19 protein-coding genes and 1 pseudogene are annotated in these 22,745 nt (G+C 59.9%); 8 read left to right on the top strand and 12 right to left on the bottom strand.

Translation table 11 applies throughout. The annotated features are described in order from the left end of the window. Window positions 1-244: 244 nt before the first annotated feature. Window positions 245-1,486, top strand: a complete 1,242-nt coding sequence (locus ACKUG4_RS17010; RefSeq protein ID WP_445434482.1) for a TIGR03862 family flavoprotein — start codon at window positions 245-247, stop codon at window positions 1,484-1,486. A 257-nt stretch (window positions 1,487-1,743) separates the two neighbouring features. Here ACKUG4_RS17010 and rhlE1 read toward each other — a convergent pair whose 3' ends face one another. Both rhlE1 and yedA read right to left on the bottom strand, forming a co-directional pair. Next, on the bottom strand, window positions 1,744-3,084 hold the full coding sequence (gene rhlE1, locus ACKUG4_RS17005; protein WP_236190080.1) for an RNA helicase RhlE1: 1,341 nt from the start codon (window positions 3,082-3,084) through the stop codon (window positions 1,744-1,746). A 52-nt stretch (window positions 3,085-3,136) separates the two neighbouring features. Then, window positions 3,137-4,087 (bottom strand): drug/metabolite exporter YedA, encoded by a 951-nt coding sequence (yedA, locus tag ACKUG4_RS17000; protein ID WP_445434456.1) that lies wholly within the window; start codon window positions 4,085-4,087, stop codon window positions 3,137-3,139. A 163-nt stretch (window positions 4,088-4,250) separates the two neighbouring features. Here yedA and ACKUG4_RS16995 point away from each other — a divergent pair, with 163 nt between their 5' ends. After that, window positions 4,251-4,706 carry an Lrp/AsnC family transcriptional regulator gene (locus ACKUG4_RS16995; RefSeq protein ID WP_064599615.1) on the top strand — a complete coding sequence of 152 codons (456 nt, stop codon included), beginning with the start codon at window positions 4,251-4,253 and terminating at the stop codon, window positions 4,704-4,706. Window positions 4,707-4,746: 40 nt separating this feature from the next. Here ACKUG4_RS16995 and ACKUG4_RS16990 read toward each other — a convergent pair whose 3' ends face one another. From ACKUG4_RS16990 to ACKUG4_RS16980, 3 genes are all read right to left on the bottom strand, one after another. Continuing rightward, entirely contained in the window at window positions 4,747-5,352 is a 606-nt protein-coding gene (locus ACKUG4_RS16990) for a 3'-5' exonuclease (protein WP_085648705.1), read from the bottom strand. A 40-nt stretch (window positions 5,353-5,392) separates the two neighbouring features. Then, window positions 5,393-5,872, bottom strand: coding sequence for an NYN domain-containing protein (locus tag ACKUG4_RS16985; protein WP_007958730.1), 480 nt, complete (start codon window positions 5,870-5,872; stop codon window positions 5,393-5,395). 137 nt (window positions 5,873-6,009) lie between these two features. Beyond that, on the bottom strand, window positions 6,010-6,768 hold the full coding sequence (locus ACKUG4_RS16980) for a DUF2076 domain-containing protein (protein WP_445434455.1): 759 nt from the start codon (window positions 6,766-6,768) through the stop codon (window positions 6,010-6,012). Between the two features lie 178 nt (window positions 6,769-6,946). On the opposite strand from ACKUG4_RS16980, the gene ACKUG4_RS16975 reads away from it, so the two are divergent. Continuing rightward, complete coding sequence (locus ACKUG4_RS16975) at window positions 6,947-7,621, top strand: YciC family protein (RefSeq protein WP_218190803.1); 675 nt, start codon at window positions 6,947-6,949, stop codon at window positions 7,619-7,621. 74 nt (window positions 7,622-7,695) lie between these two features. Beyond that, complete coding sequence (locus ACKUG4_RS16970; RefSeq protein ID WP_236190086.1) at window positions 7,696-8,772, top strand: endonuclease/exonuclease/phosphatase family protein; 1,077 nt, start codon at window positions 7,696-7,698, stop codon at window positions 8,770-8,772. 2 nt (window positions 8,773-8,774) lie between these two features. On the opposite strand, the gene ACKUG4_RS16965 is transcribed toward ACKUG4_RS16970, so the two are convergent. From ACKUG4_RS16965 to ACKUG4_RS16945, 5 genes are all read right to left on the bottom strand, one after another. Then, window positions 8,775-9,611, bottom strand: a complete 837-nt coding sequence (locus ACKUG4_RS16965) for an ABC transporter ATP-binding protein (RefSeq protein ID WP_074691545.1) — start codon at window positions 9,609-9,611, stop codon at window positions 8,775-8,777. Further along, window positions 9,599-10,402 (bottom strand): ABC transporter permease, encoded by an 804-nt coding sequence (locus tag ACKUG4_RS16960; RefSeq protein WP_445434454.1) that lies wholly within the window; start codon window positions 10,400-10,402, stop codon window positions 9,599-9,601. Before ACKUG4_RS16960 ends, ACKUG4_RS16965 begins: the two co-directional genes overlap by 13 nt. Window positions 10,403-10,412: 10 nt before the next feature. After that, window positions 10,413-11,390: an ABC transporter substrate-binding protein gene (locus ACKUG4_RS16955; protein WP_074691547.1), complete on the bottom strand. Its 978-nt coding sequence runs from the start codon at window positions 11,388-11,390 to the stop codon at window positions 10,413-10,415. A 298-nt stretch (window positions 11,391-11,688) separates the two neighbouring features. Beyond that, window positions 11,689-13,059, bottom strand: a complete 1,371-nt coding sequence (locus ACKUG4_RS16950) for an aspartate aminotransferase family protein (protein ID WP_039771816.1) — start codon at window positions 13,057-13,059, stop codon at window positions 11,689-11,691. A 32-nt stretch (window positions 13,060-13,091) separates the two neighbouring features. Further along, on the bottom strand, window positions 13,092-14,585 hold the full coding sequence (locus tag ACKUG4_RS16945) for an aldehyde dehydrogenase (RefSeq protein ID WP_445434453.1): 1,494 nt from the start codon (window positions 14,583-14,585) through the stop codon (window positions 13,092-13,094). A 239-nt stretch (window positions 14,586-14,824) separates the two neighbouring features. On the opposite strand from ACKUG4_RS16945, the gene ACKUG4_RS16940 reads away from it, so the two are divergent. Next, a complete protein-coding gene (locus ACKUG4_RS16940) occupies window positions 14,825-15,739 on the top strand; it encodes a LysR family transcriptional regulator (RefSeq protein WP_007958716.1) in 915 nt (304 codons plus the stop codon). A 3-nt stretch (window positions 15,740-15,742) separates the two neighbouring features. On the opposite strand, the pseudogene ACKUG4_RS16935 reads toward ACKUG4_RS16940, so the two are convergent. Further along, window positions 15,743-15,811, bottom strand: a pseudogene (locus tag ACKUG4_RS16935) (hypothetical protein); the annotation flags it as partial. A gap of 507 nt (window positions 15,812-16,318) precedes the next feature. Here ACKUG4_RS16935 and ACKUG4_RS16930 point away from each other — a divergent pair. Then, window positions 16,319-17,113 carry a Hachiman antiphage defense system protein HamA gene (locus ACKUG4_RS16930; protein ID WP_445434452.1) on the top strand — a complete coding sequence of 265 codons (795 nt, stop codon included), beginning with the start codon at window positions 16,319-16,321 and terminating at the stop codon, window positions 17,111-17,113. After that, on the top strand, window positions 17,114-19,594 hold the full coding sequence (locus ACKUG4_RS16925; RefSeq protein WP_445434451.1) for a DEAD/DEAH box helicase: 2,481 nt from the start codon (window positions 17,114-17,116) through the stop codon (window positions 19,592-19,594). It begins immediately after the preceding gene. A 100-nt stretch (window positions 19,595-19,694) separates the two neighbouring features. Here the strand turns inward: ACKUG4_RS16925 and hrpB are convergent, their stop codons facing one another. Continuing rightward, window positions 19,695-22,214: an ATP-dependent helicase HrpB gene (gene hrpB / locus ACKUG4_RS16920; protein WP_445434450.1), complete on the bottom strand. Its 2,520-nt coding sequence runs from the start codon at window positions 22,212-22,214 to the stop codon at window positions 19,695-19,697. 108 nt (window positions 22,215-22,322) lie between these two features. Between hrpB and pmcY the strand changes: the two genes are divergently transcribed. Next, complete coding sequence (gene pmcY / locus ACKUG4_RS16915) at window positions 22,323-22,742, top strand: periplasmic Zn2+ metallochaperone PmcY (protein WP_445434449.1); 420 nt, start codon at window positions 22,323-22,325, stop codon at window positions 22,740-22,742. The last annotated feature ends 3 nt before the right edge of the window (window positions 22,743-22,745 follow it).

The following is a 22,745-nucleotide window of genomic DNA, read 5'->3' as shown; positions in this document are numbered from 1 at the left end:
CTGTGGATAACCTGAGCGAAAGGGACTACAGCCCACGCTGAACATGGCCTGCAGCACGCTGGTTGTTTTTTGATCAGCGATTTGAGCCACCACAAGCCTCTGTGGAAGCGAGCCTGCTCGCAATGAGGCCCTCTCATCCGGAATCGATGGGTACTGATCCGCCGCATCGCGAGCCGGCTCGCTCCCACAAAGGATTTGCGCTGTTAGAATGCGCGCCATATTTCGTCAGACCGCAGCGCACGCCATGACCCAGATTCACGCCACCTCTCCCGCTCACGTCGCCATCATCGGCGGTGGCCCCGCCGGCCTGATGGCCGCCGAAGTGCTGAGCCAGGCCGGAGTCCGCGTCGATCTGTACGACGGCATGCCCTCGGTGGGCCGCAAGTTCCTGCTGGCCGGGGTCGGCGGCATGAACATCACCCATTCCGAAGCCTACCCGGCGTTCCTCTCGCGCTACGCCGAACGCGCCGCGAACATCGCCCCGCTGCTGCGCGCGTTCGACGCCGATGCACTGTGCCGCTGGATTCACGAGCTGGGGATCGAAACCTTCGTCGGCAGCTCCGGCCGGGTGTTCCCCACCGACATGAAAGCCGCGCCATTGCTGCGCGCCTGGCTCAAGCGCCTGCGCGACAGCGGCGTGGTTATCCACACCCGCCACCGCTGGCTCGGCTGGGACGAAAACGGCGCACTGCGCATCGACAGCCCGGAAGGCGAGAAAACCCTCACCCCCGACGCCACCCTGCTCGCCCTCGGCGGCGGCAGCTGGTCGCGACTGGGCTCCGACGGCGCGTGGATGCTGCCGCTGGAGCAACGCGGTGTAGGACTGGCGCCGTTGCAGCCGAGCAATTGCGGCTTCGAGGTGCAGGCCTGGAGCGAAGTGATGGTCAGCAAATTCGCCGGCGCGCCGCTGAAAAATATCGCCATCGGTTTGAACGACGATGTTCCGCGTCTGGGTGAATGCGTAATTACTGCAACCGGCATCGAGGGCAGTTTGATCTACGCGCTGTCAGCGCCGATTCGTGAGGCGATCAATGTGCACGGTGCCGCGACCATTCACATCGACCTGCTGCCCGGCCGACCTGTGGATAAATTGCAGGCGGCGTTGAGCAAACCACGGGGATCGCGCTCGATGGCCAAGCACCTGCACAGTCAGGTCGGGATTGATGGGGTGAAAGCGGCGCTGCTCCGAGAGCTCACTGACGCCGCGACGTTTGCCGATCCGGCGTTGTTGGCCCGGGCGATCAAGACCTTGCCGCTGACACTGGTGAAAACCCGTCCGCTGGACGAAGCGATCAGCAGTGCCGGTGGCGTGACATTCGAGGCGATGGATGAGCGCTTGATGCTCAAGGCGTTGCCGGGGGTGTTTTGCGCGGGGGAGATGCTGGATTGGGAAGCGCCGACAGGCGGGTATTTGCTGACGGCGTGTTTTGCCAGTGGCCGGGCGGCGGGGTTGGGGATGTTGGACTGGTTACGACGCGAGATTTGAGTCGTCCCCCTTCACCCTCACCCCAGCCCTCTCCCCCAGGAGAGGGAGCCGACCGAGGTGTCTGGCGTCATACATCGACCTGAAAGACCGAGTCGATTATGGATTCATCGATCAGGTGCTTTTCATAACCTGAGTTCGACTCGATATTTCAGGTCGGCGTAACTCGCAAAAACAACCCCGTCAGTCCCCTCTCCCTCCGGGCGGTCCGACGTTTCGGGAGGGTTAGGGTGAGGGGCTTTTGATCTTCAAGGCAATCTTTAAGGCTTACGCTTGCGCGGCCCGGTATTGAACACCGGCACCTTTCGCACAGGCTTGATCGCCACCTCAGGCGCCGGGGTATCCCCGCTGTCCACCCACTTGCCCAGATTGCGCTTGCCACCGCCACCACCGGAAGCTTTCGGCTTCTTCGGTTTCTTCGGCTTCTTGATCACCTGCCCACTGGCATCGGTGTCCGGCACGCGGTGCTCGGGCACGAAATCCGGCTCAACCTCACGCTTCAACGTGCTGCGGGTCAGCATTTCAATCGCCGACAACATGTTCACTTCATCGGCGCACACCAGCGAAATCGCCTCACCGGTCGAACCCGCGCGGCCAGTCCGGCCGATACGGTGAATGTAATCCTCGGCCACGATCGGCAGATCAAAGTTGACCACCAGCGGCAGGTCTTCGATATCCAGACCACGGGCCGCCACGTCGGTGGCCACCAGAATCTGCACTTCGCTCAGTTTGAAGCGGTCCAGCGCCCGCTGCCGGGTCGCCTGCGGCTTGTCGCCGTGGATCCCGTCGGCGTTCACGCCCAGGCCCTGGAGTTTCTCGACCAGCGCGTCCACACCATTACGGGTCTTGGCGAACACCAGCACCTGCTTCCACTTGTTCTTGCGCAGCAGGTGCACGAACAATTCCGGCTTGCGCTTCTTGTCCACCGTCACCACCCACTGCTTGACGGTGTTGGCGGCGACGTTGCGCGGGCTGACTTCGATGCTCTGCGGATCGTTGAGCATCTGCCCGGCCAGCAGGCGGATGTCATCGGAGAAGGTCGCGGAGAACAGCAGCGTCTGCCGCTTCTTCGGCAGCGCGCGGTAAATGTTCGCCAGCTCTTCGGAAAAGCCCAGGTCGAGCATGCGGTCGGCTTCGTCCAGTACCAGGGTTTGCAGCTGATTGAACTTCAGCGCGTTCTGGCGGAACAGGTCGAGCAGACGGCCCGGGGTCGCGACCAACAGATCGACACCGCCGCGCAGCTTCATCATCTGCGGGTTGATGCTGACGCCGCCGTACACCGCATAAGTGCGCAATGGCAGGTTTTCGGCGTACTGGCGCACGGCTTCGTGGACTTGCTCGGCCAGCTCGCGGGTCGGCACCAGAATCAGCGCACGCACCGAGTTGGCGGTGACTTTCGGCCCTTCCATCGCCAGCAGTTGCAGCAGCGGCAAAGCGAAACCGGCGGTCTTGCCGGTGCCGGTCTGGGCCGCAGCCATCAGGTCGCGACCGGCCAGCACGGCCGGAATGGCTTGCGCCTGCACCGGCGTCGGGGTCTGGTAGCCGAGCTTCTCGAGGGAGCGCAGCAAGGGTTCGATCAGGCCAAGGGTGGCGAAAGTCATGGGAGTACCGTAGGAAAAATCAGAGCAAGTGTGCGATGGCGCGCAGTTTACCCTAATTCGCACGCTGCTCCGTCGCTATGACCTTCGCTGCGGCAGCCGGCTCGCTGACCACCGGCGACCGCGCCGGACGCCGCCACTGCGGCAGACTGATCAGCACCACCGCACCGATGATCACCAGCATTGCCAGCGCTTCTTCGATGCCGATGGTCTCGCCGACAAACACGATCCCCAGCAACACCGCCACCGCCGGGTTGACGTAGGCATAACTGGTGGCTGCCGCCGGACGAACGTTTTTCAACAGATACATGTAAGCGTTGAACGCGATGATCGAGCCGAAGAAGATCAGGTACGCCAGCGCCAGCCAGCCTTCCAGCGGCGGCATGGCCTGCAGGTGTTCACCGCTGGCCGCGCTGCCGATCAGCAGCACGACGCCACCGACCAGCATTTCCACGGCACTGGCCATTGCGCCATGAGGCAGCGGCAAGTGTTTGCTCCACACCGAGCCGAACGCCCAGCTCGCCGCCGCGAAAATCAGCAACGCCGCGCCCAGTGGACTCGATTGCAGGTTGGAGCCCATGTTGAGCATCGCGATACCGATAATCCCCATCACCACCCCGGCCCACTCCAGGCGAGTGTTGCGCGCGCCCCAGAAATAACCGCAAAGCAAAGTGAACAGTGGCACCGTTGCCACCGCCAGCGCGGCAACCCCCGACGCCACGCCGCTGTGCTCGGCCAAGGTCACCGCGCCGTTGCCGAAACTGAGCAACAGAATCCCGATGATCCCCGCCGCCTTCCACTGCGCCCAGGTCGGCGCCGGTGCACCGCGCCAGCGCAGAAACGCGTACATCAGAGTGCCGGCAATCACGAAGCGCACACCACCGAGCATCAGCGGCGGCCAGTACTCGACGCCGATGCGGATCACCAGATAGGTCGATCCCCAAATCACGTACAACGCAAAAAACGCAGCGATCAAGGGCAAGGAAAAACGGCGCAAGGCAGACATGGGCAGCTCGAAAGTCAGACTCAGGGGATGGGTTATTCTAGAAAGGCCAACCGCTAAAAATAAGTTACAAAACCTGTTTATAGCGCCGGTACACTTTCGAAAACACGGAGATCGACGGCCTGAACCGCGATTTCGAAAGTCTGGCACTTTCAGGAGTCCGAACTTGGACAAATACGACCGCATGCTGCTCAGCGCCCTGCTCGAAAACGGTCGCGCGTCCTACGCCGACCTCGCCCGCAAGGTGAACCTCTCCGCCCCCGCCGTCGCCGAACGCGTGGCCAAACTCGAGGCAGCCGGAGTAATCACCGGGTATCAGGCGAACATCGACCTGTCGAAAATCGGCTTGCCGATCCAGTGCGTGATCGAATTGCGCCTCCACCAGAACGGCAGTCAAAAGGTCTACGACGAACTGGTGAAAATTCCGCAACTGACCGAGTGCTTTCGAGTGACGGGCGATCCGTGCGTGATCATGAAGGCCGCGGTGGGTTCGATGCCGGAGCTGGAGGATTTGATCAACCGGGTGGCGAAATTCGGGTTCAGCAAGACGTCGATCGTGTTGTCGAGTGCGATAGAGAAGCGGGTGCCGCTCGGCCACATTGAAGGCAACGGCAAACCCTGAGACAAGCCCGCTCCCACAGGGAAATGTGTTTGCCTGAAAATCAGCGATAGCGCTGGAGGTGCTCGCCGACTTTAGCGGCCGGGACTTTCTGCAATTTGCACAGCAGGTCGTGCGATAGCTCCCGCACCCCATGCTTGCGCCGCAACTCTTCAGCCATGTGCGCCATCAGGTTCGCCGCCATCTCCGCATCCGCCATCGCCCGGTGCGCCTGACCGGTGTGCGGCAGTTGAGCAAACGTGGTGAGCGTACCAAGCTTGTGATTCGGCGCCGCCGGCATCAGACGACGGGCCAGCAGCAGCGAGCAGGCAAAGTTCTGCAAACGGGTACGTTTGATCCGCCCCAGTTCAAAGTCCCAGAACTTCTGGTCGAACGCGGCGTTGTGCGCCAGCAGCGGCGTGCAGCCGACGAATTCGTTGACTTCGTTCATCACCTTTTCCGCCGAAGGCGCAGTGCGCAGCATGGCGTTGCTGATGCCGGTGAGTTGTTCGATGAAGGCCGGGACGCGGACGCCGGCGTTCATCAGGCTCTGGTAACGCTCGACGATGCGGCCGTTTTCCAGCATGACCACGGCGATTTCCGTGGCCCGGCAGCTGCTGCTCGGCGAGATGCCGGTGGTTTCAAAGTCGATGACTGCAATGCGTTCCAAACCGGGTGGTACTCCGTCCAAATCAATTCTTGAGCAGGGCTCAATTTTTCAACAGCAGCGCGCCTTCGATCGGCACATAACGGCTGGCGGCGCGGATCAGCGAGTTGGCGGTCAGGCCGGGAACGCCGTAGGCCACCGCTTGCACGCCGTGTTTGTTGATGATGCGTTCGAGCAGCATGTCGAAATCGCCATCACCTGAGGCCAGGACGATTTCGTCGACGTGGTCGGCGGCGTCCATGATGTCGAGGGTGATGCCCACGTCCCAGTCGCCCTTGGCCGAGCCGTCGCTGCGCTGGATGTAGGGTTTGAGTTTCACGGTGAAACCGAGATTGCGCAGGATCTGCTGGAACTGCTGCTGTTTGCTGTCGCCCCGGTCGATCGCATAGGCGTAGGCCTCGACGATCTGCCCGTGCTGGCTGACATCCGCCCACAGCGCCGCGTAGTTGAAGTGGCAACCATAGGCCTGACGCACGGTGTAGTAGAGGTTCTGCACATCGGCGAACACTGCGATTTTTTTCACCGGAGTTCCTGTGAGCGCTGACGCGCATGAGCCGGATCAGGCACCTGGCCCGAAAAAGGCGCTCAGTATGCCAGCCCGAAGGAAGGTTCCGCGAATAATCGGCCCGGGGCGATCAGGCGCCCCGGACGAATGGTGAATCAGACGAAGGAATCATCGTCATCGAAGAACGATGAGTTGTCGTCGCTGTAGTCGGTGTCGGCAAAGCCGCCCTGGTCATTACCGTAGGTGTCGTTGTTGGCCATGCGCTGGTCATCGCCCCAGCCGTTGTTGCTCTGGTCGTTGACCTGGGCCGGCTCTTCCTTGATGACTTCGACGATTTCTTCCGGCTGCTGGTTGTGATGGAACAGGCTGCTGATGCCTTGTGCCAGCATCACGCCACCGGCCACACCGGCCGCTGTTTTCAGGGCGCCGCCGAGGAAGCTGCTGCCGGCCGCCGGGGCCGCTTGCTGCTGGCCATAACCCGGTGGTGGCGCGCCAAAGTTCTGTTGCGGCGCGGGTGCACCGAAGTTCTGCTGCGGTGCCGGTTCACGCCAGCCGCCAGTGGACGCCGGGGCGCTCTGGGTCGGTGCCGGGCGCGAACTGCTGCCACCGAAGATGCTCGACAGGAAGCCACCGCCGCTGGAGGCCGGCGGCGCGCTCTGCGCCTTGGCCGATTGCAGTTCGGCCTGCAATTGCTTGACCTGCTGAGTCAGTTGTTTGTTCTGTTCGTCGAGGCTCTTGAGGGCAGCCTCCTGCACCAGAATCGCCTGGGTCATGAAATAACCTGCGGCCGGCTGGCGCGTCAGGTGTTCCTTGATCCGCGCCTCGGCCTGGGCGTCGCGCGGGGCTGCCTCCGTTTCGGCCTGTTGCAGCCGGGAAAACAGTCCATCGATCAGGGTTTGTTCTTCGCTGTTCATGGCGACCTCGTAGATTGCCGGAGATAACGTTGCCCTCCTCCACGTCGGAGAAGGCGCACCTCTGTAATGGAGGCAGCAACAGAATGTTTCAATGACCTTTACCGAACGTTTACGTTTGCGCAGCGAAACGGATCATCGGTTAAAGTGGGCCACTGTTTTTGACCTGCGATACCGACTGATGAATGCCTTCGATGTGCTGCGCGACTCCCTGTATTTTTTCAAACGCAATCTGGGCCGGATCGTCCAGTTGTGCCTGCCGCTGGTGATTGTCGAAGCCGTGCTGCAACAGGTGGTCGACCATGCCAGCGACCCGGACGGTTACTCGGCCATCAGCGTGATCGTCGGCCTGCTGGTGTATCCGTTGTACACCGCCGCGCTGATTCTGTTTCTCGATGCCCGCACTCGCGGCGAATCCCCGCAAACCCGCGATCTGCTGGCGATGGCCGCTCGTCTTTGGCCGCGCTTTGCCCTGCTCACCGCGCTGAACACGCTGTTGATCCTGCTCGGGCTGTCGCTGTATTTCCTGCCAGGCCTGTGGCTGATGGTCACCCTGGCCTTCGGTGAATACCTGCTGGTGCTGCGCGGCTACGGCCCGTTGCAGGCGATGAAGGAAAGCCTGCGCCTGAGCCGTGGGCATTTTCTGCGGATTCTGGTGTGCATCCTGTGTGTAATGGGGCCGCTGTGGCTGCTCAAGGGCCTGACCCTGCAGGTCTATCCCGATCCGCAGAATCCGTTGATTGCGGTGCTGATCGACAGCGGTCACAGCTTCCTGCAACTGTTCACCAGCGTGGTGCTGTTCCGCCTGTTCATGCTGATCAGCGAATTACCCGACAAACGTGACGGATTAGTCTGACTGCACCGTGCTTGGGCTGATCGATGGGTCTCGGGTATGCTCGGGACCACTTCCGTATCGCTATAAGCCGAGCCATGACCCGTCTACTGCGCTACATCCTGTTGCCCGTACTGCTCGCCCTCGCCCTGATCGGCACGCTGATCTACAGCCTGACCTGGCGCCCCGACGCCCGGGAAACCCTGTCGGTCAGCTGCTCCGGGCAACCGCCAACGCTGGTGCCCGGCCAGGCTCTGAAGGTCATGACCTGGAACGTGCAATACCTGGCCGGCAAGCGCTACGTGTTCTGGAATGACCTGGCGCAAGGCGACGACGAAGCCCCGACCCCGGAAGACATGGCGTTCAGCCTCGATGAAGTGGCGCGGGTGATCCGCGACGAACAGCCCGACGTGGTGCTGTTGCAGGAACTGGATGACGGCGCCAAGGCCAGCGACTATCAGAACCAGCTCAAGCTGTTGCAGGAACGCCTGACCGACCTCTACCCGTGCAGCGCCCACGCCTTTGACTGGAAGGCCGACTTCGTCCCGGAACCGCACATCTTCGGCAGCGTCGGCCGGCAACTCGCGACCCTCAGCCGCTACCGCATCGAACACGCCGAGCGCCTGCAATTGCCGGTGCAGCCGGCGAACCTCATCAGCCGTCAGTTCCAGCCGAAAGATGCGCTGCTCGCCACCACTTTGCCGCTCAGCGATGGCGGGCAACTGGTGGTGTTCAACACCCATCTGGATCGCGCCGTACAGCCGGACGACACCTTGCAGGCGCAGGTGACCGCCGTGGCCAAGGTTCTCGACAAACACGAAAGCCACGGCACGCCGTGGCTGATCGGCGGTGACTTCAACCTGTTGCCACTCGGCCAATACCGGCGCCTGCCCACCGAGCAGCGCACGCCGTACTCCGCCGACAGTGCGCTGCATGTGCTGTGGGACAAATACCCGATGATCCCGACCAACAACGAAGCCAGCGGCATCGACCGCGCCAAGTGGCTGACCCATTACCCCAACGACCCCGGCCTCAACGGCCCGGACCGCACGGTCGATTACCTGTTCTACAGCCCGAAGATCAAACGGGTCGAAGCCACGGTGCGGCAGGACGATACCTTGCGCATTTCCGATCATTTGCCGGTGATTGCCAAGTTCCTCCTGCCGCCCAACTGACCTCAATGAGTCTCTTCGAGATCATCGTGCAACAGCCCGAAGATCTGCCGTTTCATGTCGATGAACGAGCGCTCCATGACCATGTCCAGGGTGCGTGGGCGTTCGATCGGCACATCGAGAATCTGCTTGATCCGCCCAGGCCGCGCGCCCATCACATACACCCGGTCGCCAAGCAGGATCGCCTCGTCGATGTCGTGGGTGACGAACAGCACGGTCTTCTTGCTGTTGCCCCACACCCGTAACAACAGCTGCTGCATTTGCAGTCGGGTCTGGCTGTCGAGGGCGCCGAAGGGTTCGTCCATCAGCAGGATCTGCGGATCGTTGGCCAGTGCCCGGGCAATCGCCACCCGCTGCATCATGCCGCCGGAGAGCTGCTTGGCGTAGTTGTCGGCAAACCCGGACAAGCCGACTTCGTGCACATAGTGATCGACAATTTCCTTGCGCCGTGCCGCCGGCATGCCCCGACGCTTGAGGCCGAACTCGACGTTCTGCCGCACCGTCAGCCACGGAAAGAGTGTGTAGCTCTGGAACACCATCCCGCGATCCGCGCCGGGGCCCTGCACTTGCTGGCCGCCGACATAGATCTCGCCAGAGGTCGGCTCGGCGAGGCCAGCGGTGAGGTACAGCAGGCTCGACTTGCCGCAGCCCGACGGCCCGACCAGTACCGCGAACTGCTGATCCGGCACCTCGAACGACACTTCTTCCAACGCGGTGAATGTACCGCCGCCGGGTTTGCTGTAGCGCAGGCTGACCTTGTCCACCTGCAACCTTGGCGCGGCGTGGGCCGGTGCGGCGACTGGCTCGATGAAACGACGGTTGGCGGCGGTTACTGAGCCCATGCGGCAATCCTCAAACGCAAGAAGCGGAACAGTTGATCGGTGACCAGGCCGAGCAGGCCGATGATCGCGATGGCGAGAAAAATCACATCGACCTGAAAGCCGCGCATGGCCTTGAGGCTCAAGTAACCAAGGCCACTCGATGCGGCGACCAGTTCGGCGACCACCAGATAGGTCCAGGCCCAACCCATGGTCACCCGCAAGGTATCGAGCACGCCGGGCAACGACGCCGGGGCGATCACATGCAGCACCGCGTCACGCCGGGTGGAGCCGAGGGTGTAGGAGGCGTTGATCAAGTCCTTGGAGATGCCTTTGGACACGTCCGCGATCATCACCAGTTGCTGGAAGAACACGCCGAAAATGATCACCGACACCCGCTGCTCCAGACCGATACCAATCCAGAGGATGAACAGTGGCACGAACGAGGTCACCGGCAGGTAGCGGATGAAATTGACCAGCGGTTCGAGGAACGCCTGGACGATGCGAAAACTGCCCATCAACAAACCCAGCGGCACCGCCACCAGCGACGACACGATGAAACCGACCATCACCACTTCGACACTGGCCCAGACATGCTGGCCCAAGGTGCCGTCACGGCTCAGGCGCACACCGGCTTCGACCACCGCGCCGGGCGTCGGCAGGAACATCCCCGGCACGATGCCGCCGTAGGACAACCCGGCCCACAGGCCGACCAGCAACACCCAGGCCAGACCGCTGGCGCTCCACACCACCGGCACCGGCAGTCCGGTCTTCGGCGTAATGCAACGGCTCAGCCATGAATTGCGCTTGAACATGAGCAGTCTCCTAGAGCGGGCTGACGAAACGGTTATCCACCAGATCATCGTTGCTGACGTTGTAGGGCTTGCCCTGCAATTCGCTGGCGGTTTCGTTGGCCAGTTTGATCAGCGGTGCGCTGTCACCCGGCTTGCCCGGCGAGCCAAGGAGTTTTTCGCTCATGGCCTGATCGTAGAAGCGCACGCCTTGCGCAGCGGCGGCCAGTTCCTTCGGATCAGACAGGTAACCACCGACGCCCTTGGCCATGATTTCGTAGGCTTGCTGTGGATGGTCCTTGGTGAACTGCACCGCTTTGTAGAGGCCGGCGACCAGGGCCTTGACGTCTTCCGGCTGCTTCTCGATCACCGTGCAGTTGAGCGCCACCACATCGACGATCACCCCCGGCGTACTGCTGCTGTCGATCAGCACCTTGCCTTGCTGCTTGTCGCGCACCATCGACAGGTGCGGCTCCCAGGTCACGGCGGCCGGCACGCGACCGGCGATGAACGCGGTGGCGGCATCATCGGCAGTCATGTTCTGCACGGTGATGTCGCTCATGCTCATGCCGTTCTTTTTCAACAGGTACGAGAGCCAGAACTGCGAGGTCGACCCTTCGTTGACGGCCACGGCCTGGCCCTTGAGTTCTTGCAGGCTCTTCACGTTTTTACCGACCAGCACACCATCGCCGCCATGGCTGTCATCCAGCGCGGCCACGGCCTTGAAGCAGAACTGCGGGCGGTACTTCAGCACTTCGTCGATGGTCGACGCCGAGCCGGACAATTGCCCGGACGCCTGGGCGGCCATGTACATCGACGCCTCTTCGACCACCGGCAATTCGACGGTCAGGCCGTTCTCCTTGAAGTAGCCCAGATCCTGGGCCAGGTACAGGGTGCCGTAACCGACCCACGTGGTGTGGCCGATCGACAAGGTGCCGGCCTGAGCGGCGGTGACGCAAAGGGCGGAAATCGCCAGAGGACCTGCAAGACGGGTAAACAAGGACTTGTTCATGGAGCACTCCCAACGCTGTTGATTTAGTTGTCATGGGCAGTACGGCCAGCCTCGTCGGCGCGGATGCACGCTGCGGTCTCTGCTGGACTCTGGCGGGCAATGCCTTGGCTGGCGAAATCGATGTTGACCCAGGCTTGGCCTAAGGAAAACGAGGAAATAGTTAGACGCGAACGATGAAAAAACTGGGTAGTGCGCACCGCGAAAGGGCGCGTCGGACGGGGGTGCCCGAGGTGGGTGCAAAGCCCAAAAAAATCGCAGCCGAAGGCTGCGATTGTTAGCGTTTCACACAGGTTTCAGATCAGAGCCGACCGTATTCCTGCGCGGTACGATCCAGCGCTTTCAACGTCTTGCCCACCAGTTCGTCAATCTCTTCACGACTGGCAATCAACGCCGGCGCCATGATCATCCGCCCCAGTGTCGAGCGAATGATCACCCCCTCCTCAAAACCAATCGTGCGGCAGCGCCAGGCGATGTCGTTCTCATTGGCAAAGCGCTTGCGCGTGGCCTTGTCTTCGGCCAGTTGCAACGCCGCGACCATGCCGGTGCCCTGGATATCGCCCACCAACGGGTGATTGCCGAACACCTCGCGCAGGCACTGTTGCAGGTACGGGCCGATGTCATCCTTGACCCGCGTCACCACGCCTTCATCGCGCAGGGCCTTGAGGTTGGCAATCGCCACCGCCGCCGCCACCGGGTGCCCGGAATAGGTCAGACCGTGGGCGAACACACCGCCCTGCTCCACCAGCACGTCGGCCATTTTCTTCGACAGGATCAAGCCACCCATCGGGATGTAACCGGAGGTCAAACCCTTGGCGATGGACAGGGTGTCCGGCTCGAAACCGAAGTATTCGTGAGCGAACCATTCGCCGGTGCGACCGAAGCCACCGATCACTTCATCGGCGCACAGCAGCACGTCGTATTGGCGGCAGATGCGCTGGATTTCCGGCCAGTAGCTTTCCGGCGGGAAGATCATCCCGCCCGCACCCTGGAACGGTTCGGCGATGAACCCGGCGACTTTATCCGCGCCCAGTTCGAGGATCTTCGCTTCCAGTTGCTGCGCCGCTCGCAGGCCGAATTCCGCCGGGGTCAGATTGCCTTCGTGGGCGAAGAAGTACGGCTCGTCGATGTGTGCGATGTCGGGAATCATCCCGCCCATTTCGTGCATGAACTTCATGCCGCCGAGGGCCGTCGCCGCCAGGGTCGAACCGTGATAGCCGTTCCAGCGGCCGATCATGATTTTCTTCTCGGGCTTGCCCAGCACCTGCCAGTAACGGCGCACGGTGCGGATCAGCACCTCGTTGGCCTCGGAGCCGGAGTTGGTGTAGATCGCGTGGCTGTAGTGCCCCGGCAGCAGGCTGAACAGCAGCTCGGAGAGCTCGATCACCTGCGGGTGGGTGGTGTGGAAAAACATGTTGTAGTACGGCAACTGCTCCAGTTGCCGGCTCGCGGCGGCGTTCAGATCCTTGCGCCCGTAACCGAGGTTGGTGCACCACAGCCCGGACATGCCGTCGAGGTAGCGCCGACCGTCGTTGTCCCACAGGTGCAGGCGTTCCCCGCGCACCATCACCCGTGGGCCTTCGTCGTTGAGGGCCTTCTGGTCGACGAACGCATGAATGTGGTGCGCTGCATCGGCGGCCTGGTAGTCGCGGGTTTCACGTGAGGTGGTCATCGCCGGATCTCCTTTCTTGTTGTGAGCGGCTGTCATGAGCGCAGTTGAAACCAGGTGGTTTTCAACTGGGTGTATTTGTCGAACGAGTGCAGCGACAGATCGCGGCCGAAACCCGATTGCCTGCCGCCGCCGAACGGCACGGTCACGTCCAGCGCATCGACGCTGTTGACCGACACCGTACCGGCTCGCAATTGCCGCGCCACCCGGTGCGCGCGGTGCAGATCATCGGTCCACAGCGACGCCGCCAGACCGTAGACGCTGTCGTTGGCCAGTTGCACGGCATGGGCCTCGTCATCGAACGGCATCACCGCCAGCACCGGGCCGAACACTTCTTCACGAAACAGGGTCATGTGCGGCTGCACGCCGGTGAAAATCGTCGGCTGAATGAAGTTGTCCGAACCGTTGAAACTCAGCTGCCGCCCGCCGCAGACGCGGGTCGCGCCTTCGCGTTCGGCCTGGTTGATGAAGCGCAGAATGCTTCCGGTCTGACGAGTATCGACGATTGCCCCGGCCGCACTCGCCGGGTCCAGCGGATCGCCCGGTTGCCAGCGCTCGGCCTGAGCCTTCAGCCGCTCGACGAACTCATCATGAATCGAGCGCTCCACCAGCAATCGCGAGTTGGCCGAGCAGACTTCGCCCTGATTGAAGAAGATCCCGAACGCGGCTTTCTGCGCCGCCAGATCCAGATCCTTGCAGTCGGCGAACACCAGATTGGCGCTCTTGCCGCCGCACTCCAGCCACACCTGCTTGAGGTTCGACTGCGCGGAGTACTGCATGAAATATTTGCCGACCTGGGTCGAGCCGGTGAACACCAGGCAATCGACATCCGGGTGCAGGCCCAAGGCTTTGCCGGCCTGTTCGCCGAGCCCCGGCAGCACGTTCAGCACACCGGCCGGCAGCCCGGCTTCCAGCGCCAGCTCGGCCAGACGCAACGCGGAAAACGGCGATTGTTCGGCGGGTTTGAGAATCACCGAGTTGCCCGCCGCCAGCGCCGGCGCGAGTTTCCACGCGGCCATGTCCAACGGGAAATTCCAAGGCACCACGGCGGCGACCACGCCCAGCGCTTCGCGGGTGATGGTCGCCAGTACGTTCGATGCGCTTGGCGCGACCTGATCGTAGAGCTTGTCGAGACTTTCGGCGTACCAGCGGAACACCCCGGCGGCGCCCGGCACGTCGATGTTGCAAGCGTCCATCACCGGTTTGCCCATGTTCAGCGAATCGAGCAGCGCCAGTTCTTCGCGATTGGCCAGAATCAGATCCGCCAGCCGCAGTAGCACTTGCTTGCGCTCGGTCGGTGAACGCCCGGCCCAGGTGCCGGCCTCGAACACCTGCCGCGCATTTTTCACTGCCGCATCGACATCCTCTTCACCGCAAGCGGCGATGTTTGCCAGCAGCTGGCCGGTGGCCGGGTTGATCGCGGCAAAGGTCTGCCCCGACTGCGCCGCACGCAGTTTGCCGTCGATCACGGCCTGATACGGATAGCTCAATTCAGCGGCCTTGCGCTGCCAGTCTGCAAGCTCGAACACGGTGGTTGCTCCTTGGACTTTTATTCTTTTGCGAACAGTGCGGGGTCGATAGTCGCTCAGGCCCGTGCGGGCTAAAACCAGTAAAAATGTCTTCGCAGACAATAAAAAAGGTAACCAGCCAATGGCCCCTTCGCGCGCGTATGGGGCTATTGTTCAGGGACAAAAAAACCGCCGACAGAACGGAGGCCGGCGGCGTACAAATTGCTTGGATGTGCAATCCGTTCGCTTTGAGGTTCACCGTGGCCGCTTACAACCTGCGTCAGTTGAAATACTTCATCACCACCGTCGAATGCGGCAGCGTCGCCGAAGCGTCGCGCAAGCTGTACATCGCGCAACCGGCGATTTCCACGGCGATCAAGGGGCTGGAAGACAGCTTCGGCGTGCAACTGCTGATCCGCCATCACGCTCAGGGCGTGTCCCTGACACCGAGCGGCGCGCGTTTCTTCCGCAAGGCCCAGGAACTGCTGCGCATGGCCAAGGAATTCGAACAGAACGCCCTCGCCGACAACGACGTGGTGGCCGGGCAGATCGATATCGGCTGTTTCGAAACGGTAGCGCCGCTGTACTTGCCGCAACTGATTGCCGGGTTCTCGGCGCTGTATCCGGGGGTGAAGATTCGCATCCGCGACGGCGAACAACAGGAGCTGGTGCAAGGCCTGACTTCGGGCACCTTCGATCTGGCAATCCTGTACAAGCACGACCTCGACGCCACTATCGAAACCGAACCCTTGATGCCGGCGCAACGTCCTTACGCCCTGCTCCCGGCGGATCACCGCTTCGCCCAGCTCAAGCAGGTTTCGCTGCGAGACCTGTGCCTGGAGCCGATGATCCTGCTCGACGTGCAACCGAGCCGCACCTACTTCGTCAGCCTGTTCGAAGAACTCGGACTGTCGCCGCGCATCGAGTTCAGCTCGCCGTCGATCGAAATGGTGCGCGGCATGGTCGGCCAAGGTTTCGGCTTCTCGATCCTGGTCACCCGCCCGCATTCGGAATGCACCTACGATGGCAAGAAAGTCGTGTGTGTCGACATCGTCGAAGACGTCACCGGGTCAGGTCTGGTGGCCGCGTGGCTCAAACGCGGACAGTTGACCAAACCGGCACAGTTGTTTGCCGATTATTGTCGGGAGCAGCTGACGGCGAAGGCCAGTCGCTGACTTTCACGTACCGCGCGGTTTTGCCCGAGCAGTGGCTTCAGCCACCAGCGGATCATCCGGCCAATAGTGCTTCGCACTACATGAGCGCTCTGAACATTGACTCCATACAACCGGAAAACCGTGGGTTCTCAATTCTGATCGTGACACTGAATGATTAAAACCGCCTTGCAGATCCAGCACCACTGACACCTCGAAAACGCCCTACTCCCCAACCTCACTCTAACCATTGACACTCCCCCTCACGGTCATGCACAGCCGGCAAAACCGTAAAGCTTGTCAGAACAGCAGTGCGCTTCCTGAGATAGTACAAATGGAATGCTTATTCGCCAGGCATCGCCTACCCTCCAAAGTAGCCCAGCCGCCACAGACTTTAGTCTCTACTTTCAACAGAAGCATCTCGCTATACTTCATAGCATGGCACAGTGCCTTTATGGCTTCTTCAGTCCTTGGACGGGCTCTTCTACCTAGTAGAGGAGAACAATTAAACACCGCCAAAAAGTGTCTGCCAGCCCCCCAGGCTGCTGCGTTGGAAGCAGCGGGAGGACTTCAGAGGCTGCGGCCCCTTTGGAAATTCGTGTTATGGATGGCGTGAACTTCAAGCAAACCGGTCAGTACGCAATGTGCTGCATTGAGACCTTCTCCGATGATCTGAAGAAGACCCTCAGGGCAAACCTAACCAGGATATGTCATGGCGCAGACCAAGCCAGCCGGAGCATGGTGGTATTCAAATACGCAGCCACGCTTAAGTCATTCTGGGATCGCTACTCCACAAAGGATCAGAATACCCGCACGGGCATGCTCGGGGAGCTGCTCGCGCATGTCGTAATCCTCGAGATGCTTGACGATTTTGATGTGGTTTCGCCTTTCTTCAATATGGAAGAAAAACACATTCGAAAAGGCTTTGACCTCATTCTTTATCAACCATCATCCAACGAGGTTTGGATTACGGAAGTGAAGTCGGGGGCAGCCGGAAAGAAAACTTCGTGTGCAGCCAGCAAGTCCATGCTAGCCAAGGCGCGTGATGACCTTAAAGGTCGACTCGCGGAGTCAGAAATGAATCATTGGCTGAACGCCATGAATGCTGCGCAGAAATCCATTAACGATAAAAAAAGCTACAAAGAATCTGTGCTCGCCATCTTAGGCATGGAGGGTGACAAAGCTTACGGGAATTCCGCCGTAGCATCAGACAACAACGTGGTCTTAGTATCTGCCTTGTTTAACGATGTCTCGCATAAAATTATGGAGACGAGCATTGCGGAATTCACTACTACCCTGACAGAAAATCCTATCTTTAAAACTGTCTTGGTATTATCCCTTCATAAGGGAACACTTCAGAAACTGGAAGATTTTCTCCGGGCAGAGGCAGGATGCTAAATGCAAGAGCTCACTATCAAGGAATTGGCAAAAACCCGTTTCAAAGACATCTATATGGAGCTTCTTCGTGGTAGCGAGATGTCCGATGGGGATACCGTTAAGCTGCTTGCGATTGCAGTCCTGCTCCTCAATCATAAAGCACCTGAAATAAAGCGCTTGGGTTATAGGATTACTTTATTTTATGGAAATCTGACTGGAAGATACGAGCCACTGTATGACGTATCTATCAACAGCGGCCTACTACCGGTCTCTGCTGTCCTCGGAAAATCTTTCGAACAAGATGAAAGGCTGAGCAAGTCATTCATCCAAAATATTGTGAGCAGTTACGTAGACACGTTCCGCGATCAAGGCATGGTGCTCACAGAGCAACAAGACACGCTGAAAACCTTCGTCCAAGACGAATATGAAAACTCCTCGGTAGTTATTGCTCCGACCTCTTACGGGAAGTCTGAGCTCATTATCAAGTCCGTCAAAGACAATCCATCCAAACGCATCCTTATCTTAGTACCATCTAAAGCGTTGCTGGCCCAGACGAAGAAGCGACTAATTTATGCAGACATTCCAAAGTTGGGCAAGGTTGTAACGCACCCTGAGATGTACTCGCCCCAGCGAAACAATCGGACTTTTGTGCTTACACAAGAGCGCCTGAATCGACTACTTAACGAATACAGCACCCTGAACTTCGACATGGTTTTCGTCGACGAAGCTCACAATCTACTTCAGGGGGATAGCCGCAATGAACTTTTGGCTACAATGCTATGTATATTGGGCGCTCGAAACCGGCAGACCTCATTCAAATTCCTGACACCATTTCTTTGCAACGAACTCAATGTTCGAGTTCGATATCTCGATATGACTCCTAAAGGCTTTAGGGTCGACGAATACATAAAATCCGAACGCTTTTACGTTAGAGATTTCAGAACTGGGAAAAATGATGGCAAGCTCAAACTCTATGATCACTTCCTAAACCAATGGATGGACCTAGATAGAAAGTACAAGAACTGCTTTGACTTAATCAAACGCGAGTCACTAGCAAAAAACATTATTTATGGAAATACGAAGAAACGGATTGAGCAGTTCGCGCTTGAACTCGCCGAGACATTGCCTGATATTGAATGTCCATTGGTTCAAACAGCTTGCGATGAGCTTGAGGATGCATTCGACAAGCGATATCGGCTGATCTCTTGTTTACGCAAGGGTGTGATGTACCACCACGGATCTATCCCCGACACCATAAGGCTATATCTTGAGAATTTGTTCCACCAATCCAAAGCCATGAAGTACCTGGTGTGCAACTCCACTCTACTTGAAGGTGTAAACCTTCCCATTGAGCGGCTTTTCATTTTTGACTACTCGAAAGGCCGAGGAAATCTGACCTCATCCCAATTCAAGAACCTGATTGGCCGTGTAAACAGATTCAGTGAAGTATTCGCACCCGAAGCGGGCACCACACTCAAAAAGCTTGAGTCGAGCATCTATCTCTTAGGTATCGATGGATTCACCAATAAAAAGTCTAATCTCCAGACCTTTTATGAAAAGGCCGTGAATGTCTCGAAACTCGACCAAGACAGCGTGAGCAATGTTCTCCTCCAGGCGACAACCATCGTGGATGGCGTGGTGGCAGACCGTCATCGAGACGCCGTCGCGAGGCTAGAAAACCTTCAGCCAGGCGTAGTCACTGGACAGGAGTGCAAATACGTTAAGACTGAGGTTGGTCGCCTATTAATAGCCAACAGTGTTAGCGAAATCGATGTTTTCACAGTCGAAGAAGAAATCGATAACTCCATCAGCATGTCGATTGAGGAGAATGGTTTAATCGATAGCGCCGACCGTCTGTTGCTGGAAATCAAGAATTGCTTCGTCGATAAGTTTGATGACAAGAGAAAGTATAGCGATCTGAAGCGGCTCCAAAACAAGGCGACTATTGATTTTTACGCAATGTTCCTAGATTGGAAGCTGAAGAAATACAGCCTCAAGCAAATTTTGAGATACACCCTTAAATACTGGCGCGAACTTCCTGAAAAAAAGGGGACTGACTACGTGTACGTGGCAAACTGGGGCGATACCAAGTTTGGAAACAGCCACTATCCATACTGGGTTAGAATTTCGACGAAAGATGACGTCGAAAAAGTCAATCTCGCCATCGTCCGCCTGAAAGAAGAAGATGACTTTTTTGACAATAAGATTTTTAAATTTGTTGAGGTCCTGAATGGAGTTGGGGCTGTCGATTCAGGCTTTTATAAGCGGATGAAATATGGCACTACCGACGACGCGAAGATCAAGCTGATACGGGAGGGATACAGTCGAGGTCTCTCCGAGCTGTTGCTTGATCGATATCCCCGCCACGTTCGTCTCGATAACAATGGCGAGATCCAGGTCAGCTCAAAGGTCATTGGCCTTATGAGGGACAATGAAGAGAGCGACCTGCTCATCTTCGAAGCCCAGATGAATCTGAAAGCCGCTCCCGAACCAGTGGCTTAACGCTGACGGATATCCTTGAAATTGCCCCTGCCCCTCTTGGTTTAAAACCAGAGGGACAGGGGCATCTCCGTTATAAGCTGTGACCACATTATACGGCCCCCTACGTACCTCGCGGTTTGGCCCGGGCGGTGGCTTCAGCCACCAGCGGATCATCCGGCCAGTAATGCTTCGGATAGCGCCCCTTAAGATCCTTCTTCACTTCGGCATAGGTGCTGCGCCAGAAGTTGGCCAGATCCTGCGTCACCTGCACCGGGCGCCGTGCGGGCGACAGCAGGTGCAGCTTGACCACTTGCCGGCCGCCGGCGATGCGCGGTGTGTCGGCGAGGCCGAACAACTCCTGCAAGCGCACGGCGAGAATCGGCGGTTGCTCGCTGTAGTCGAGTCGAATCGACGAGCCCGACGGCACGCTCAGGTGATGCGGCGCCTGTTCGTCGAGCTGTTGCGGCAGTGGCCATGGCAGCAGATTACGCACGATGCTCGACAGGTCGAGGTTGGCGAAATGGCTGAGGCGCGAGACTTTGCCCAGATAAGGCATCAACCAGTCTTCGAGGGTTGTCAGCAGCGTGGCGTCGCTGACATCCGGCCATAGGCTGTCGCCCTTGGCGTCCAAGTCGAGCTGACGCAGCAACGCGACTCGCGCCTGCCACTGGCGCAGTTCCGGAGTCCACGGCAGCAGCTCCAGACCTTTGCGCCGCACCAGATTGACCAGCGCCTGACTGCGGGCGTTTTCGTCGAGACCGGTCAGTGGTTCGCGGCTGAGGATCAGTTCGCCCACCTTGCGCTGACGCTCGGCGCGCAATACGCCTTCGCGTTCGTCCCAGTCCAGTTGATCGACGTTGTGCACCTGTTCGGCGAGCACCGAATCGAACAGCGCCGGATCAAAATCCGCCGCCAGATAAATCCGCTCTTCACGCTGGCCTTGGCGGCTGCCGAGGTCGGCGATGACGATCCACGGTTCCTTCATCAGGCTGTCGGCTTCGGCGAACAGCGCCGCGCGACCGTTGGCCAGACGATATTCGGCACCACCGGCCCGTCGCTGCTGGGCGACGCGATCCGGGTAGGCCAGCGCCAGCAAGGCGCCGAGCCAGCGTGGGTGATCCGGGTCGGCGACCGGTTCGCTCGCCTTGTCGCGCAGGTAGCCCCGATATTGCCGCGCCAGTTGCCGGGCACGCTGCACGCCGCCCTGGGCACCACGAGCCGCGCGCTCTTCGCCGGACAGCAGCACCAGACGACTGTGCAGATCGGCCCCGGCGCCGCGCAAAATATCGCGCTCACCGAGTAACGCAGCGACGTCGCACGCCATGTTTGCCAATCCCAGTGCCTGACCGCGCAACAGCAAATGGGCGATGCGCGGATGTGCCGGCAATTCAGCCATGGCCTGACCGTGGCGGTTGAGGCTTTCGCCGTCCAGCGCACCGAGGCGCTGCAACAGGTCTTGAGCCTGTGCATAAGCGGCGGCCGGCGGCACGTCCAGCCAGATCAGATCACTCGGCGCCACACCCCAGCGCCCGAGTTGCAAGGCGAGGCCCGCAAGATCCGCCGAGAGGATTTCCGCGCTGCCATAAGCCGCCAGTTGTTCATGCTGATCCTGCGACCACAGGCGATAACACACGCCCGGCTCCAGACGCCCGGCCCGGCCCGCGCGCTGAGTGGCGCTGGCTTTGGAGATGCGCTGTGTGTCGAGGCGGGTCATGCCGCTGCCCGGATCGAAACGCGGCACCCGCGCCAGCCCGGCGTCGATCACCACGCGCACACCGTTAATGGTCAGGCTGGTCTCGGCGATGTTGGTGGCCAGCACCACTTTGCGCTGGCCCGGCGGGGCCGGGTCGATGGCGGCACGTTGCGCGTTCAGGTCGAGTTCGCCGTGCAACGGGCAGAGCAACACATCGCTGCGCTCACCGATGGCGTCCGCCAACTGCTGATGAACCCGGCGGATTTCCGCCTGCCCCGGCAGAAACACCAACAGGCTGCCGGTTTCATCATGCAGCGCTTCGAGCACCGTTTGCGTGACGCGTTGATCGATGTATTCGCCGGGCTGGAACGGCCGGCCCCAGCGCATCGTCACCGGGAACATCCGGCCTTCGCTGCGCAGGATCGGTGCGTCGTCGAGCAGCCCGGCCAGACGTTCACCTTCAAGGGTGGCAGACATCAGCAGAATCTTCAGCGATTGTTCAGCTCGAAACAGCTCGCGACCGTTCAGACTGAGCGCCAGCGCCAGATCGGCGTCGAGGCTGCGTTCGTGAAATTCGTCGAAGATCAGCAGACCCACGCCTTCCAGCGCCGGGTCGTCCTGCAAGCGCCGGGTGAGGATGCCTTCGGTGACCACTTCGATGCGGGTGTTGGGGCCGACCTTGCTGTCGAGGCGGATGCGATAACCGACGGTTTCACCGACCTTCTCGCCCAGCTCGCTGGCCAACCGTTCTGCGGCTGCGCGGGCGGCCAGCCGACGCGGCTCAAGCATGAGAATGGTCTGCCCGTTCAGCCATGCTTCATTGAGCAGGGCCAAGGGCACGCGGGTGGTTTTACCGGCGCCGGGCGGTGCTTCGAGCACGGCTTCGTGGCGTGTCGCGAGGGCTTCACGCAGGGCGGGTAAAACGTCATCGATCGGCAACGAATTCATGCTGGCTCCAAAACAGAGGGCCGAGTATAACGGCGAACTGCCAGGCGTTCGTCAGGGTCTTAACTTCACACGATGACGCTTCGTTAACAGATGACTCAGGAGATTCCCATGCGCTTACCTTTTCGCCTGATCGGCGGTGTAATGGTTGCCACCCTGCTCACCCAGATCACCGCGTGCGGTTCGATTTTCTATCCCGACCGGCGCGGCCAGATCGACGGCAAGATCGACCCGGCGATTGCCGTGCTCGATGCCGTGGGCCTGCTGTTCTATATCCTTCCTGGCGTAATCGCGTTTGCCGTGGACTTCGCCACCGGCGCGATCTACTTCGAACCGGGCCACACGGCGCAAGTCGATCCGGCCAAGCTCAAGCAAGCCATCGGCCCGGACGGCCAGGTCGATAACCTGAAGTTGCAGGCTATTCTCGAAACGGAGCTGGGTCGTAATCTGCCGCTGGACGACCCGCGCCTGATCCAGCACAAGGGCAGCACCCAGCAACTGGCGATGTTCGGCCTGCAACCTGCCGCATAAGGA

This window comes from Candidatus Pseudomonas auctus (genome assembly GCF_048654275.1).
GTDB lineage: Bacteria > Pseudomonadota > Gammaproteobacteria > Pseudomonadales > Pseudomonadaceae > Aquipseudomonas > Aquipseudomonas pharyngis.
Note: the sequence above shows the minus strand (reverse complement) of the source record. Positions and strands in the feature narration are given on the sequence as shown.

Coding starts and splice junctions, on each gene's coding strand:
- ACKUG4_RS17010 (WP_445434482.1), top strand. CDS start 245: ATGACCCAGATTCACGCCACCTCTCCCGCTCACGTCGCCATCATCGGC.
- rhlE1 (WP_236190080.1), bottom strand. CDS start 3,084: ATGACTTTCGCCACCCTTGGCCTGATCGAACCCTTGCTGCGCTCCCTC.
- yedA (WP_445434456.1), bottom strand. CDS start 4,087: ATGTCTGCCTTGCGCCGTTTTTCCTTGCCCTTGATCGCTGCGTTTTTT.
- ACKUG4_RS16980 (WP_445434455.1), bottom strand. CDS start 6,768: ATGAACAGCGAAGAACAAACCCTGATCGATGGACTGTTTTCCCGGCTG.
- ACKUG4_RS16975 (WP_218190803.1), top strand. CDS start 6,947: ATGAATGCCTTCGATGTGCTGCGCGACTCCCTGTATTTTTTCAAACGC.
- ACKUG4_RS16970 (WP_236190086.1), top strand. CDS start 7,696: ATGACCCGTCTACTGCGCTACATCCTGTTGCCCGTACTGCTCGCCCTC.
- ACKUG4_RS16965 (WP_074691545.1), bottom strand. CDS start 9,611: ATGGGCTCAGTAACCGCCGCCAACCGTCGTTTCATCGAGCCAGTCGCC.
- ACKUG4_RS16960 (WP_445434454.1), bottom strand. CDS start 10,402: ATGTTCAAGCGCAATTCATGGCTGAGCCGTTGCATTACGCCGAAGACC.
- ACKUG4_RS16955 (WP_074691547.1), bottom strand. CDS start 11,390: ATGAACAAGTCCTTGTTTACCCGTCTTGCAGGTCCTCTGGCGATTTCC.
- ACKUG4_RS16950 (WP_039771816.1), bottom strand. CDS start 13,059: ATGACCACCTCACGTGAAACCCGCGACTACCAGGCCGCCGATGCAGCG.
- ACKUG4_RS16930 (WP_445434452.1), top strand. CDS start 16,319: ATGGATGGCGTGAACTTCAAGCAAACCGGTCAGTACGCAATGTGCTGC.
- ACKUG4_RS16925 (WP_445434451.1), top strand. CDS start 17,114: ATGCAAGAGCTCACTATCAAGGAATTGGCAAAAACCCGTTTCAAAGAC.
- hrpB (WP_445434450.1), bottom strand. CDS start 22,214: ATGAATTCGTTGCCGATCGATGACGTTTTACCCGCCCTGCGTGAAGCC.
- pmcY (WP_445434449.1), top strand. CDS start 22,323: ATGCGCTTACCTTTTCGCCTGATCGGCGGTGTAATGGTTGCCACCCTG.